This is a genomic window from Bacillus sp. RC51, assembly GCF_044908115.1.
GTDB classification, from domain to species: Bacteria; Bacillota; Bacilli; order Bacillales; family Bacillaceae_G; genus Bacillus_A; species Bacillus_A mycoides.
Map to the genome: position 1 here is coordinate 411,409 of NZ_JBIYCW010000001.1, position 13,917 is coordinate 425,325.

Annotated in this window: 13 protein-coding genes and 1 riboswitch; of the genes, 9 read left to right on the top strand and 4 right to left on the bottom strand. The window is 33.9% G+C overall.

The window, feature by feature from the left end; translation table 11 throughout:
• Positions 1-49: 49 nt before the first annotated feature.
• The 4 genes from ABH959_RS02140 to ABH959_RS02155 all read left to right on the top strand — a co-directional run bounded on the left by ABH959_RS02140 (position 50) and on the right by ABH959_RS02155 (position 4,300).
• Positions 50-655 carry a pentapeptide repeat-containing protein gene (locus ABH959_RS02140; protein WP_113938119.1) on the top strand — a complete coding sequence of 202 codons (606 nt, stop codon included), beginning with the start codon at positions 50-52 and terminating at the stop codon, positions 653-655.
• A 121-nt stretch (positions 656-776) separates the two neighbouring features.
• Positions 777-1,136, top strand: a complete 360-nt coding sequence (locus ABH959_RS02145; RefSeq protein ID WP_404492232.1) for a YunG family protein — start codon at positions 777-779, stop codon at positions 1,134-1,136.
• Positions 1,137-1,189: 53 nt separating this feature from the next.
• Positions 1,190-2,515: a bifunctional S-methyl-5'-thioadenosine deaminase/S-adenosylhomocysteine deaminase gene (locus ABH959_RS02150; RefSeq protein WP_113938121.1), complete on the top strand. Its 1,326-nt coding sequence runs from the start codon at positions 1,190-1,192 to the stop codon at positions 2,513-2,515.
• Between the two features lie 156 nt (positions 2,516-2,671).
• The gene (locus ABH959_RS02155) at positions 2,672-4,300 is read left to right on the top strand and encodes a peptide ABC transporter substrate-binding protein (protein WP_404492233.1); all 1,629 of its coding nucleotides are present in this window, start codon (positions 2,672-2,674) and stop codon (positions 4,298-4,300) included.
• A gap of 65 nt (positions 4,301-4,365) precedes the next feature.
• On the opposite strand, the gene ABH959_RS02160 is transcribed toward ABH959_RS02155, so the two are convergent.
• Positions 4,366-4,896, bottom strand: a complete 531-nt coding sequence (locus ABH959_RS02160; protein ID WP_088039196.1) for a GNAT family N-acetyltransferase — start codon at positions 4,894-4,896, stop codon at positions 4,366-4,368.
• A gap of 142 nt (positions 4,897-5,038) precedes the next feature.
• Here ABH959_RS02160 and ABH959_RS02165 point away from each other — a divergent pair, with 142 nt between their 5' ends.
• From ABH959_RS02165 to ABH959_RS02175, 3 genes are all read left to right on the top strand, one after another.
• Entirely contained in the window at positions 5,039-5,737 is a 699-nt protein-coding gene (locus ABH959_RS02165; RefSeq protein ID WP_016104516.1) for a response regulator transcription factor, read from the top strand.
• On the top strand, positions 5,727-6,794 hold the full coding sequence (locus ABH959_RS02170) for a sensor histidine kinase (RefSeq protein ID WP_404492234.1): 1,068 nt from the start codon (positions 5,727-5,729) through the stop codon (positions 6,792-6,794). Before ABH959_RS02165 ends, ABH959_RS02170 begins: the two co-directional genes overlap by 11 nt.
• A gap of 82 nt (positions 6,795-6,876) precedes the next feature.
• On the top strand, positions 6,877-7,737 hold the full coding sequence (locus ABH959_RS02175) for a M23 family metallopeptidase (protein WP_113938124.1): 861 nt from the start codon (positions 6,877-6,879) through the stop codon (positions 7,735-7,737).
• Positions 7,738-7,796: 59 nt separating this feature from the next.
• Here the strand turns inward: ABH959_RS02175 and ABH959_RS02180 are convergent, their stop codons facing one another.
• The gene (locus tag ABH959_RS02180; RefSeq protein ID WP_113938125.1) at positions 7,797-9,092 is read right to left on the bottom strand and encodes an Nramp family divalent metal transporter; all 1,296 of its coding nucleotides are present in this window, start codon (positions 9,090-9,092) and stop codon (positions 7,797-7,799) included.
• A 493-nt stretch (positions 9,093-9,585) separates the two neighbouring features.
• Between ABH959_RS02180 and trhO the strand changes: the two genes are divergently transcribed.
• A complete protein-coding gene (trhO, locus tag ABH959_RS02185) occupies positions 9,586-10,545 on the top strand; it encodes an oxygen-dependent tRNA uridine(34) hydroxylase TrhO (protein WP_002086277.1) in 960 nt (319 codons plus the stop codon).
• Between the two features lie 206 nt (positions 10,546-10,751).
• On the opposite strand, the gene ABH959_RS02190 is transcribed toward trhO, so the two are convergent.
• Positions 10,752-12,233: a hypothetical protein gene (locus ABH959_RS02190; RefSeq protein WP_113938126.1), complete on the bottom strand. Its 1,482-nt coding sequence runs from the start codon at positions 12,231-12,233 to the stop codon at positions 10,752-10,754.
• Between the two features lie 176 nt (positions 12,234-12,409).
• Here ABH959_RS02190 and panE point away from each other — a divergent pair, with 176 nt between their 5' ends.
• On the top strand, positions 12,410-13,342 hold the full coding sequence (panE, locus tag ABH959_RS02195) for a 2-dehydropantoate 2-reductase (protein ID WP_113938127.1): 933 nt from the start codon (positions 12,410-12,412) through the stop codon (positions 13,340-13,342).
• A gap of 63 nt (positions 13,343-13,405) precedes the next feature.
• Here the strand turns inward: panE and ABH959_RS02200 are convergent, their stop codons facing one another.
• A complete protein-coding gene (locus ABH959_RS02200) occupies positions 13,406-13,534 on the bottom strand; it encodes a hypothetical protein (RefSeq protein ID WP_002086273.1) in 129 nt (42 codons plus the stop codon).
• Positions 13,535-13,673: 139 nt separating this feature from the next.
• Positions 13,674-13,820: riboswitch (cyclic di-AMP (ydaO/yuaA leader) on the top strand.
• The last annotated feature ends 97 nt before the right edge of the window (positions 13,821-13,917 follow it).

Here is a 13,917-nt window from a genome sequence, read left to right on the forward strand (position 1 = left end):
CCTCACTTCATGCTGAAGTGAGGTTTTTTGAAAAATTGGAGGATTGATTATGAGCGAATTTGTAAATAAAGAATATGTAGAAATAGATTTTCAAGATGTCTGGATAAAAGAAGAGGAATTGAAAAATTGTACCTTCATAAAATGCCGTTTTAGAGGGATAGATGCATCAGAAGTTTTTAGTGAAAATTGTAATTTCATAGAATGCGATTTTACTGGTTCTCTTTTTAATGCTTCTATCCATCAAGGAACTACATTTGCTAATTGTAGGTTTTTTGGTGCGAATTTATTTGTATCTAAGTTTGAAGAATGTAAAATGACTGGTTCGGATTTCGAAGAGGCGAATTTAGACGGAATAACAATTATATCGGGTGATTGGTCATATACGAATTTAAGATTCGCGAACTTAAGTAAACAAATGTTAAAGGGTATACGTTTAATTGAAGCTGACCTATATGAATGTAATTTAGAAAAAGCAGATTTGCGTGAAGCGGATTTAACGGGCGCACAATTAGGTAAGGTGAAACTTAGTGGTGCGGATTTAAGAGGAGCTGTAGTTGATAGAGTTGATTTTAAAGCTTTTGATTTAAAAAACGTGAAATTAGATATAGCGCAGGCGGTTGCAGTTGCGAGATGTTATGGAGCAAAGGTGAATTAAATCATTTGTAACACCGTTCAATATATTGAACGGTGTTACAAATAGTAATGATTTTGAAAAATTGCCTTTTACCGCTTTTACATATGATGTGTAAAACTGCTAATGTCAGGAGATGCTGAATATGGATAGCATAAAGATTAAACAACTATATGAAGCATTAAGAAAATCTTGGTCAATAGAAACGAGTTCTAAGTGGACGAGCGAAAGCCCAGCAAAGGGACAATGTGGTGTAACGGCCTTTATTGTCCAAGAATTGTGCGGGGGAGAGATAATAAAGACGAAGATAGGTGAAGTATGGCATTTTTACAATATAGTAGATGGAAAAAGGTATGATTTTACTAGGACCCAATTTCATGAAACATTAAACTATATGGACATGAAGTCGAGCCGTGAAGAAGCATTTGCAGATACAAATGAAAAACAATATAGCATTTTGAAGGAAAAGACAACGAAAGAATTAAAATTATCTTTTGACTCTTAATCTTTAATAAGTTACTATAATGGTGGTAACTTATTAAAAGGAACTTCATAGAGTTGAAAGGGGAAATACTTTTGAAAACAACTTATGTAAACGCTACAATCGTAACGATGAATGAACAAAATGAAGTGATAGAAAATGGATATATCATTGTAGAAAATGATCAAATTATAGATGTAAAGAGCGGAGAATTCGCTAACGATTTTGAAGTAGATGAAGTAATTGACATGAAAGGAAAGTGGGTTTTACCAGGGCTTGTCAATACACATACACATGTTGTTATGAGCCTTTTGAGAGGTATCGGAGATGATATGTTATTGCAGCCATGGCTTGAGACGAGAATTTGGCCACTTGAAAGTCAATTTACGCCAGAGCTTGCGGTCGCTAGCACGGAATTAGGATTACTTGAAATGGTGAAAAGTGGTACAACATCATTCTCTGACATGTTTAATCCAATTGGAGTAGATCAAGACGCAATTATGGAAACGGTATCAAGGAGCGGAATGCGAGCTGCTGTTTCAAGAACTTTATTTAGCTTCGGAACGAAAGATGATGAAAAGAAAGCAATTGAAGAAGCTGAGAAATATGTGAAGCGTTACTATAACGAAAGTGGTATGTTAACTACGATGGTTGCACCGCATAGTCCATATACATGTTCCACAGAACTGTTAGAAGAATGCGCACGTATTGCAGTAGAAAATCAAACGATGGTTCATATTCATCTTTCTGAAACAGAGCGTGAAGTACGTGATATTGAAGCACAGTATGGGAAGCGTCCAGTAGAATATGCAGCAAGTTGCGGATTGTTTAAACGCCCAACAGTTATTGCGCACGGTGTAGTATTAAATGAAAATGAGCGTGCATTTTTAGCAGAACATGATGTTCGAGTAGCTCATAACCCGAATAGTAATTTAAAATTAGGTTCTGGTATAGCAAATGTAAAAGCGATGCTAGAAGCAGGAATGAAAGTAGGGATTGCAACAGATAGTGTGGCGTCTAACAACAATTTAGATATGTTTGAAGAAATGCGCATAGCGACTTTATTACAAAAAGGTATTCATCAAGATGCAACAGCATTACCAGTTGAAACAGCTCTTACACTTGCGACTAAAGGAGCTGCTGAAGTAATCGGGATGAAACAAACGGGCTCACTTGAGGTTGGTAAGTGTGCTGATTTTATTACGATTGACCCATCTAATAAGCCGCATTTACAACCGGCAGATGAAGTGTTGTCACATCTTGTGTATGCAGCTAGTGGAAAAGATATAAGCGATGTAATTATTAATGGTAAACGTGTCGTTTGGAATGGTGAATGTAAAACATTAGATGAAGAGCGTATTATATTTGAAGCAAGTCGTTATAAACGAGGTTTACAAAGATAGGTATTTATATGTCAGTTGAAAAAGCTGTCCTTTTTTAAAAGGATAGCTTTTTTTCTTGAACGAATAAATATTCAAAAGAATGTCGCATCTTTCTGTTAGTATTTCTGCTATAATATATAACGTTTTACAATATCATATTTTTAAGGAGAACAACTCATGAAGCGAAAAAAGAGCCATTTAATGGTAATGGCACTTGTTACAACTTTATTATTAACAGCTTGTAATAATAAAGCGAATAAAAGTGACACAGAGGCAAAAAAACAAGTATTAAATGTAACGGTATCAGAAGAAATTCCTTCTCTTGATACTGCGAAAACGATGGATGGTACGTCAGCGCACGTTATGCAAAACATATTTGAAGGGTTGTATGTATTAAATGATCAAGATCAGCCTATTCCAGCAGTAGCAAAGTCGTTTGAAAGAAGTGAAGATGGTAAAAAATATACATTTGATTTGCGTAAAGATGCAAAATGGTCAAATGGAGACAGTGTAACAGCCAATGATTTTATGTTTGCGTGGAGACGGGCGGTAAGTCATGAAACAGCGTCTCAATATGCGTATATGCTCTTTTACGTGAAAAATGCGAAAGAGATAAATAAGGGAACAATGCCTCTTGATGAACTTGGGGTTAAAGTCATAAATGATTATAAGTTAGAAGTGGAACTAGAACAGCCAATTCCGTATTTTTTACAGTTGTTAGCGTTACCTATATACTTACCACAGTACGAATCATTTTTAAAAGAACAAGGAAAGAATTATGCATTGGAACCTAGTAATCTCATATATAACGGTCCATTTGTATTAGAGAAGTGGAAGCATGAACAAGAATTTCAATTAAAGAAAAATGATACATATTGGGATAAAAAGAAAGTGAAATTAGAAGAAATAAACTTTCAAATTGTGAAGGATACAATGACAGCAGTAAATTTATATGAAGCTGGCGATTTGGATCGAGTACCAATTAATTCTCAATTTGTAGACAAGTATAAAGGGAATAAGGAATTACATATGTCGAGCGATCCTGGAATTGCAATGCTCCGTTTTAATGAAAAAAATAATGCGTTAGCAAATAAGAAAGTGCGTCAGTCTATCTCATTAGCGTTAAATAAAGAAGATTTTGTAGCTCACTTTATTAATAACGGCGCAAAACCTGCAAGTGGACTTGTACCAGTTGGTCATATAAATGAAGCGACTGGCAAAGATTTTAGAAAAGAAAACGGAGATATTTCTCCATACGACTTACAAAAAGCGAAAAAGATTTGGGAAGAAGCGAAAAAAGAACTTGGAGTAGAACAAATAAAACTCGAGTTTTTAACGTTTGAACAAGATAACGCAAAACGTATGGCGGAATATATAAAAGGTGACTTAGAAAAGCATTTGCAAGGACTCGCGATACAAATTAAACAACAGCCATTTAAGCAAAAGTTACAATTAGAACAAACAGGTGATTACGATATATCTATGGTAAATTGGGGACCAGATTATAAAGATCCAATTAGTTATTTAGAGCTATTTACGACAAGTAATCCAAATAATAAAATGAATTATTCTAATCCTCATTACGATGAGCTAATAAAAAAAGCTAAAAATGATCTTATACTAGATCAAAAGAAAAGATGGGAAGTGTTGCGAGAAGCTGAGCAGGTCATATTAGAGGACGCTGCGGTAGCACCGCTTTATCATATTGGTTCCGCTTATGTACAAAGGGATTATGTAAAAGGAATTGAAAAGCATCAATTTGGTGGCGTTTATACTTATAAGAATGCTTATATCGATAATAAGTAAAACTATTAATCAAAAAAGAAACCTTACTTTTAAAAGTGAGGTTTCTTTTTTTTGAATTATATCTATTAAACCGATTTTAATAAAGAATAAAAATTCGTATCATAGGGGATATCATCTTGATACATATAGTTTTTTAGAACTCCTTCTTTTTCAAAACCTAATTTTAATAGTACTTTATTTGAAGCCTCATTTTCAAGAAAGACAATTGCTCCGATACGTTTTAAATGAAGTGTGTGGAAACCGTATGATATAACTTCAGAAACCGCTTCAGTCGCATATCCATTTCCCCAGTGTTCAGGGAAAAAGGCATAACTTATATTTGCTCGTTTATGTTCGGAAGACCAATCATGAAAACCAATTGTTCCAATGAGACCTTTCTTGTCTTTTAATTCGATTCCCCATTTAATGCCGCTTCTTGCGTTGTAACCCAACTTAAAATTATTAAGGATTTGCTTTACTTGATCCAAATTTTGCAATGGTTTTTGGCCATAATGGCGCAGGACATCGGTATTAGAAAAGCACTGTAATATACTCGGTGCATCTTCTTCGGTAAGTTCTCGTAAAATGAGCCGGTTGGTTTTTAATATAGGAAACATGCCTTCACTCCATTTCTTCTGAAACTAGAATGTGTTGTTATTATATAATTTAATCTGAAAATAAAGATTATTCAAGGTGTAATGATGATTTTGATTTATGTTAAAATTAATTGTGGAATATATTTCAAAAAGAGGTTTAGATATGGAGAAAAACTCAATTTTAATTGTAGATGATGATCGAGATATTATTCGATTCGTTAATGAAAATTTAAAACAAGAAGGTTTTACTGTCTTTAGTGCTGACAACGGAGAAGAGGCGTTAGAGGTACTGAATAATAATGATGTTCAACTTGCTATCCTTGATGTTATGATGCCTCAAATGGATGGGATTGAATTGTGTAGAAGGATAAGAGAGAAATATAGTTTACCAATTATGTTTTTAAGCGCGAAATCATCGGACATAGATAAAGTCGTTGGATTTAGTACTGGGGCAGATGATTATATTGTGAAGCCGTTCAGTACAATTGAATTTATAGCAAGAGTGAAAGCTCAATTAAGAAGGTATACATATTTCAATCAAAATGCTGTTCAAGTAATAAAAAAGGAAATAAACATTAGAGGTTTAGAAATAGATGAAGTGTCGAGAACAGTAATGTTATATGGAGAAACAATTAATCTTACGAAAACTGAATATGATATTTTGTACTTAATGGCCGCTGCAATGAATCGTGTGTTTACTATTGAAGAAATATATGAAAGCGTTTGGAAAGAAAGGGCCTATGAAAGTAATAATACAGTAATGGTTCATATTGCAAGATTAAGAAATAAAATTGAAGAGAATCCAAAAGAGCCGAAGTTTATTCAAAATGTTTGGGGAGTCGGATATAAAATTGAAGATTAAATCATTACAAGGCATGAGAGCTAAGTTTTTTATCGCATTCATATGTAGCATTTTTTTAGCAACTGTAAGTATAATAGCGTTTCAAATTGCAATTGGAAATATATATAGTCATGTTACTGCGTTAGAGGAAAAATATTCATTTTTATATTTAATAGTTTTTTTAATTTTTACTACAATATACTTTGCATTCATGACAAAAACAACGATGAAAAGATTATCTGAAATTAACAAGAGTCTGAAGGAAATAAGTAATGGTAATTTGGAAATACATATACCTATTTCAAAAAATGACGAGATTGGTGAATTAGCAGCGAATGTTAATAGAATGGCCAAAAGTTTAAAAGAGTCTATAGAGAATGAAAAAAAATCGCAAGAAATGAAAGATGAAATGATTAGTAATATTTCTCATGACTTACGAACACCTGTAACATCCCTAATAGGTTACGCGGACCTGTTAGGAAATCAGCTGCATTCAAATAGAGAAGAATGTGAACAGTATGTAAGTATATTAAAGCGAAAAAGTTATGAATTGAAAAATCAAGTAGATGATTTGTTAGAATATTGTCAAATAAATTATAGAGAGATCGAATTACATAAAAGTGTAGTAAATATGAAAGCGTTCATTGAACAAATCATGATTGATTTTGTACCACAACTAGATGATGCCGATATGAGCTTTTGTATTAAAGGTGATAAGGTGTTACATGTGGAAATGGATGTGGCGGTTATGGTGAGGCTATTCGAAAATGTAATTAGTAATAGTATTATGTACGGGAAAGACGGAAAGGAGCTTTTAATTCAATTTTCTAAAAGAGATATGAATGTTGAAATAGAAATTAAAAATTTTGGACAATGCATTCCGAATGAGAACCTTCCTTACGTTTTTGAAAAGTTTTATCGTGGTGAAAAATCACGTAGCTCTCATACGGGTGGAAAAGGAATGGGGCTTGCAATTGCGAGAAGTATAGCGGAACTTCATAAAGGAGATATCACTGTACGTAGTAACGATAAAGAAACGGTTTTCACTATCGTTTTACCGCGGTATAAAGAAATGTAAGAAAGTCGTAAGTATTTCTTTCATATGTCGTAATTTTTACTTCGTATCATGGGGAACAAAGATAGGAGAGTAGGGATACAGCATGTGGAAGAGATTTTTATTAGCGATTATAGTTGCTTTTTTAATTATAAGTTGGAGTTTAGTTTATTTAGGTAATGGCGTTACATCAGTCTTTGTGTGGTGGATTATACAGGCTTTTAGTGTAATTTCAGTTTGTCTCTTAATAGGCTCAGCAGTAATGTTTGTTTGGAAAGGCATTTTTAGAAAGCGGATAGATGGAACGCTACTATTAATAGTTCTGTTTTCTACCATTGGAGCTTGGCCCGTGGGGTGGTTCGCTAACATTGGGAGAATTGCATACCCGGTAGATGTACAGTCTATGAGTCCTAAAGTAGTCGTTCGTTTTCCTTTGAATGAACGAGCATTGATAGGTTGGGGCGGCGATAAATTAGAAACGAACTATCACGTTATAAAACCAAATGAACGATGGGCATACGATATTCTCATTCCACCTGCTGAAGTGAAAAGTAGTAAGTTAGAGGATTATGGAATATATGGAGCGAAAGTAATGGCACCAGCTTCTGGGACAGTTGTATCAATTAAAAATGATGAAATAGATTTAGTTCCGGGATCGGATGATTTTCAATCGATGGCGGGAAATCATATTTATTTACGACTGGATGAAACAGGTACATTTTTGTTTCTTGCCCATTTAAAGAAAGGATCAATTAAAGTGAGGGAAGGCGAACATGTAAATGAAGGAGAATTTCTTGCCCAAGTTGGTAACTCAGGAAGTTCAAGTGAGCCGCATTTACATATTCATCATCAAAGGCAGGATCCATCTAAGGTGAGCATATTTCTTTCGGAAGGATTACCACTTTATTTTCGAACTGAAAAAGGTGCGATAATGCCAGAAAGAGGGACATACATAAGTGGTAAGTAGAAGGAAATCATTTCATCCAAAAAGGGTATTCCAAATTAAATTTGGAATACCCTTTTTTATTAACCTACAAATGTTTGATACAGTAAGAAAATATTTAAAGCGATAATAAGTGCAGCGATTAACCACGCGATAAATGTTGTAATGCGATGGTTGACGAGTGCGCCCATAATCTTCTTATTACTTGTAAACATAATAAGTGGTACTAATGCAAAGGCAATACCGAACGATAAGACAACTTGACTCATAACGAGAGCGTAAGTTGGATTTACACCTAAAGCGATAATAACGAGAGGCGGAATCATTGTTATAAATCGGCGTAAGTATAACGGAATATGCATTCGAATGAATCCTTGCATAATAATATCACCAGACATCGTACCAACAGAAGAACTAGATAAACCTGCTGATAAAAGTCCAATTCCAAATAATGCAGCCGATACAGGACCGACTAAATTACTGAACTGGTTAAAAGCAACATCAAGGTCTTCAACGTGCAAGCCGTTTTTAAAGAATAGTGCAGCTGCTACAATTAACATACTTGCATTAATTGCTCCAGCGATAACCATTGCAATAATAATATCGATGAATTCGAAGCGGAAAATCTTTTTCTTTTGTTCATCATTTGTTCCGACTACACGGCGCTGCGTTAAGGCCGAATGTAAATATATCGCGTGCGGCATTACTGTCGCACCTAAAATTCCAGCTGCTAAAAGGATGCTATCTACACCTTGGAATTTTGGAGTGAAAAGTCCTGAGAGTAGAGGGCTTAATTCCGGTTTTGCGTAAAAGACTTGGATACCAAAAGCGATAACAACGATAAAAATCATACCTGTTATGATAGCTTCTAATGGACGAAAGCCTCTGCGTTGAAATTCAAGAATAATAAATGATCCAACTGCTGTAATTAAAGCAGCTGGTAACATCGGAATTCCAAATAATAAATACAATCCAAGTGCTGCCCCGATAAATTCTGCTAAATCTGTAGCCATAATAACGAGTTCACCTTGAATCCATAAACCGATGGAAACTGGTTTGGGGAAGTTTTCGCGAGCTACTTCAGGAAGATTTCTCCCAGTAGCGATTCCTAATTTAGCTGATAAAGTTTGAATTAATACAGCCATTAAATTAGAAGCGAGTATTACCCAAAGCAATAAATACCCATATTGTGATCCAGCTGCGATATTTGTAGCAAAGTTCCCAGGATCAATATAAGCAACTGATGCGATAAAAGCAGGTCCTAAGAATGGTAACAGTCTTTTAAAGCCTTTTGTTTGTCCACTTAACGCTAAATGGGCTGATTGAACTGTTGTACTTTGAGAAGGGACTTGTTTATCTTTTGTTATATCTTTATTCATAGTAGTATTCCCCTTTGAAATCTTAACTTGATTAAAGTTTCACTTTATTCTTACTCATTATTTCAATACATTTAGATATATGATGTGGCAATTTCATTTGAACATAAAAGTTTCCTTAATGCAAATTATATGACTGTGTGCAATGAATGGTGTGACGATGCAAAAATATTTTGGGAGTTTATGGTTGATGAATAAGGGAGAAGATAATAAATTATAGGGCTATTTTTGAAATTTATGTGAACATACAGCTTATATTACAGCATATTAATTGATGGAAATGAAATTGTATGATATATAATATATTGGGATTACAACCTAACCGTAGTGTTTTGTTCTGTAATCTTGTTTTTATTTTTGTTAACTTGTAGAAAAAATTGTAAATAGAAGAAAATAGGCTAAGTACAATTTAGTATGTATTTTCTTATTATATATGTTTTGATATGAACGTTAACTTATACATGATTTTAAAATTTAGATAGGTGGTAGAAATACATTGGCAACTACAAAACCATATAGAGTATTACTGTATTACATGTACACAACAATTGAAAATCCAGAAGAATTTGCTGAACAGCATTTAGAATTTTGTAAATCACTTGAGTTAAAAGGAAGAATTCTTGTAGCGACAGAAGGAATTAACGGAACTTGTTCTGGAACTGTTGAGCAAACAGAAAAATACGTGGAAGCGATGAATAATGATCCACGTTTTGCTGGAATCGTGTTTAAAATTGATGAGGCGGATGAACATGCATTCAAGAAAATGCACGTACGTCCTCGTTCAGAGTTAGTTACACTTCGTCTAGAAGACGACATTAATCCGAAAGAGATTACTGGGAAGTATTTAGAACCAAAAGATTTTTATGAGGCAATGAAACAAGAAGATACAGTTATTATTGATGCACGAAATGATTATGAATTTGATTTAGGACACTTTAAAGGTGCAATTAAACCAGATATTGAATCATTCCGTGAATTACCAGATTGGATTAGAGAAAATAAAGAAACACTTGAAGGTAAAAAGATTTTAACGTACTGTACAGGGGGAATTCGTTGTGAGAAATTCTCAGGTTGGTTAGTTCGCGAAGGTTATGAAGATGTAAGCCAGCTTCATGGCGGAATTGTAACGTACGGAAAAGATCCAGAAGTACAAGGTGAACTTTGGGATGGTCAATGTTACGTATTTGATGAGCGTATCGCTGTACCAGTAAACCAAAAAGAGCACGTTATCGTTGGTAAAGATCATTTTACAGGTGAACCTTGTGAGCGCTATGTAAACTGTGCAAACCCTGAATGTAACAAGAAAATTTTATGTTCTGAAGAAAGTGAAGCAAAACATTTACGTGCATGTTCTCATGAATGTCGTGTACACCCACGTAATCGTTATATCGTGCAACACGAATTAACTGAAGAGCAAGTAGCTGCTACATTAGAAAAAATCGAAGCAGGTAAGTAAGCGGAATTAGTTTAACAAAAACGAGAAGAAGTTACTCCAAAGTTTATTTTAGAGTAACTTCTTTTTTGTCAATTTTTGTCGGTAAGTCGATATATTTAAAAAATCGCCGATATATTTTGAGTTGCACCGATATACTCGGAAAATCGCTGATAAAAATTTCATTTACTGAAGCGCGCCATGAATTTGTAATTTGAAAATAATCGTCTTTAATTCTTATCTTCTTTTTCTTTAACGGCAGAAAGTACAGTTTGTTTTACCCATGCTTTTCGGTTTTTATGTTGCATCGCCCATTGATATAAACTGTGAGCACCTAAAATTAGAGATATACATATCCCACTAATAGATAAAAATAGGGCGAAATATTCAAGAGGAGTATAAGAAACTACATGCCCCTCACTTTTTTTTCCTATAAGATCAATTAGTGTAAATCCAAACATTTGGCCCACTACAGAGTAGAGAGTTAAAATTAATAATAAAAGGCTATCTTTTTTAGATGCAACATTTTCTTGATATTTAAACAAGCCATCAAGATTTTGTTTCGCATTCGTGAACAGTATTTCAATATTGAAAAGTTTTCTTAAACGAAAGAAAATATCTTCACTTTGTGACTGAGATACTAACTCTAAAGAAAAATAATTAGCTGTAAACGAATTAATAGAGTAAATTAACTTTTCTATCTCATTTGTATCTTGTTCAATATTTAGTTCAGCATAAGCGTTTGCCATTTTTAACAATACAATTTTATGGAATAAGTTTAATAATAAAGCGTAATAAAACTCCCCATACATTTGGCTAGCAAGTTTAGCTATTTTATTATCATCTTCGTTCGTAATACATGTGAAAATATGTTCTTCCATTATGAAATAACGATTAGGAGCCCACCTTTGATAGGCGTGCTGTTTCAAGTAATCATTTATATAAGGGAGATTGTTCGCACTTACATACGGTTTACCATCACTTGTTAATCCAGAAAGACTGGAAGTACGATAAACATCAATAACGTTAAGTTCCATATGTTGTTTTAGCGATAACAAAGTTTGCACGTACATTCTTTGGTCTTCAAAAAAAGGAAAAGTTTGAAAGTAAGAACTTCTTAATCTTTTCTTTTCAAAAAAATCTGTTAAACCGTTAAATAAATAACCGAAAATGAACTTTTCAACTTGGGAATATTTTTTCCCCGCACATGTTATGCAAATGCTTTCGTCCATTTCATCTCTCGTTTCAAGTACGCGGAATCGTGCAGCGAATTCTATTGCTTCTGATAATGTCATATTTGGAGAGATGTTAACTTCTGTTCGGATTGTTAGAAACCCAAGTTCATAAGGACAAAGTGTTACATCAATTGAGTGCACTGTGAATGGGACAGAGATAAGATTTGTTGTTAAATGGCCGTTTAAATTGAGATCTTTAGAATAGCGCTGTAATCCTTTTTGATGCTCAGAATGAGGGAAGAGAATTTTATTCGTAAATGAAAGATAGTATGCTTCCATATTTTGATGTGAAACATGAAACTCCCCGTAATATGTATTTTCATCTTCAAGATGATCGAGTCGAAAGGGCCGGAAATCATTTTTTTGTAAGAAAGGGAACATATTTTGTTCATATCCACTTTTGAACGAAAATGGGAAAATAAATTGAAAAATAGCTGTTGATACATATTTTTCTTCGATCGTTTGTATTGCCTCCATTTATATTGTTTCCTTTCAATGTAAGCTATAGAAACAACATGCCCTAATCTGCTAAAAAATAACCACGGGATTTTTATATAATTAAGAATGAAAATTCAGCTTATTTATTAGGTGACATGTATAATGTTATGTATACTAAAAGGAGTAGAATTGTGTTTTGAAAAGGGGGATGTATTATGCGTATTTTAGTATTAGGAGCTGGAGGCGTTGGAGGTTTTTTTGGTGGACGACTTGCCGAAAAGGGAGAAGATGTAACTTTTCTCGTACGTAGTAAACGGAAAGAACAATTAGAGGAAAAAGGTCTTGTTATCCGAAGTATTAACGGCGATTTTTCATTTCAACCGAAGCTAATAACGAAAGAAGATATTACCACTCCATTTGATGTGATTTTATTCTCAACAAAAGCGTATCACCTAAACGAGGCAATAACAGATTTGAAACCATTTGTAGGAGAGAATACAGTAATAATTCCAGTGTTAAATGGTATCGCTCATTTAACACTATTACAAAAGGAATTCGGCGTGGAAAAAGTAATTGGCGGTTTATGCTTTATCGAGACGACGTTAAACGATCAAGGAGAAATCGTACAAACTAGTGTTGCCAACAGACTTGTATTTGGGGAAATTAAGCCTCAAGATTCAGAGAGAATAAAGCTTATTTCTAAAATATTTGCAGATACAAAAGCTAGTTTTGTTTTAAGTGAAAATATTGTGCAAGATATGTGGCATAAATATTTATTTATCACCGTAATGTCAGGTGTGACAACATTAATGCGTGCGCCGATAGGACCGATTCGTGAGAGTGATGGAGGCCGAGAATTTATTAGGAACTTATTTGAAGAATCAGTGCAAATCATGAAATCTATGGGGGCTCCAGTTAAGGACAATATCGCCCAGGAACATATGAAAACGATTGATAAAATTTCGTATGATATGAAGTCATCTATGCAACGGGATATGGAAAAAGGTTCGCTCATTGAAGGGAAGCATTTACAAGGATACTTATTGAAATTAGCAGAGGAAATGTCTATAGATGTGCCTTTATTAAGTGTTGTGTATCAAAATTTAAAGGTATATGAAAAAATGATTTTTACTAAAGAAATGGTATGAAAAAGAGTAAAGGATAGCAAAATATAAATGTTGCTATCCTTTTTTTTGTTTCTTTTTGACAATTTATTCGTTTCTTTTCGGTTTATCTGTCGTATTTCGTTCTCTTTCACGTTTACCATATAGCTGATTAATTTCATTTGCTACTGCATCTAAATATGAATCGGAAAAAAGTGGCTTCTTTTCTTTAGACATACGGGTCTCCTTTGTGGATTTTTAGTATTCATTATGTATATTTTTCAGTGGATTATGCGCAATCGTTTTAATTTTTTTCTTTTTTAAAATTTTTGTTTACTTTTTGAAAATAAAGGAGTATTATAATCCACAGTTTCAATTTTCTAAATCGCTGAAGCCGCATGGTGCGGGGGACCCGTTCTTATGGATTAGTACATAATCCAATGGGGTGAATCCTTGAAAAAGGTAGGGCTACTCATAGGCCCGAATCCGACAGCTAACCTCGTAAGCGTTATATTGAGAAGGAAGGTGGAGCTTGTGCGACAAAAAAAATAATGTCTACAAGTCTATTTCATTATGGCTTGTAGACATTTTTTGTTTTCTGAAGAAATAGTTTATCCGCT

Excerpts from the sequence above, each read along its gene's own strand:
- ABH959_RS02180 (WP_113938125.1), bottom strand. The coding sequence starts at position 9,092 with ATGAATAAAGATATAACAAAAGATAAACAAGTCCCTTCTCAAAGTACA.
- ABH959_RS02160 (WP_088039196.1), bottom strand. The coding sequence starts at position 4,896 with ATGTTTCCTATATTAAAAACCAACCGGCTCATTTTACGAGAACTTACC.
- ABH959_RS02175 (WP_113938124.1), top strand. The coding sequence starts at position 6,877 with ATGTGGAAGAGATTTTTATTAGCGATTATAGTTGCTTTTTTAATTATA.
- ABH959_RS02165 (WP_016104516.1), top strand. The coding sequence starts at position 5,039 with ATGGAGAAAAACTCAATTTTAATTGTAGATGATGATCGAGATATTATT.
- ABH959_RS02145 (WP_404492232.1), top strand. The coding sequence starts at position 777 with ATGGATAGCATAAAGATTAAACAACTATATGAAGCATTAAGAAAATCT.
- panE (WP_113938127.1), top strand. The coding sequence starts at position 12,410 with ATGCGTATTTTAGTATTAGGAGCTGGAGGCGTTGGAGGTTTTTTTGGT.
- ABH959_RS02155 (WP_404492233.1), top strand. The coding sequence starts at position 2,672 with ATGAAGCGAAAAAAGAGCCATTTAATGGTAATGGCACTTGTTACAACT.
- ABH959_RS02200 (WP_002086273.1), bottom strand. The coding sequence starts at position 13,534 with ATGTCTAAAGAAAAGAAGCCACTTTTTTCCGATTCATATTTAGATGCA.
- ABH959_RS02140 (WP_113938119.1), top strand. The coding sequence starts at position 50 with ATGAGCGAATTTGTAAATAAAGAATATGTAGAAATAGATTTTCAAGAT.
- ABH959_RS02190 (WP_113938126.1), bottom strand. The coding sequence starts at position 12,233 with ATGGAGGCAATACAAACGATCGAAGAAAAATATGTATCAACAGCTATT.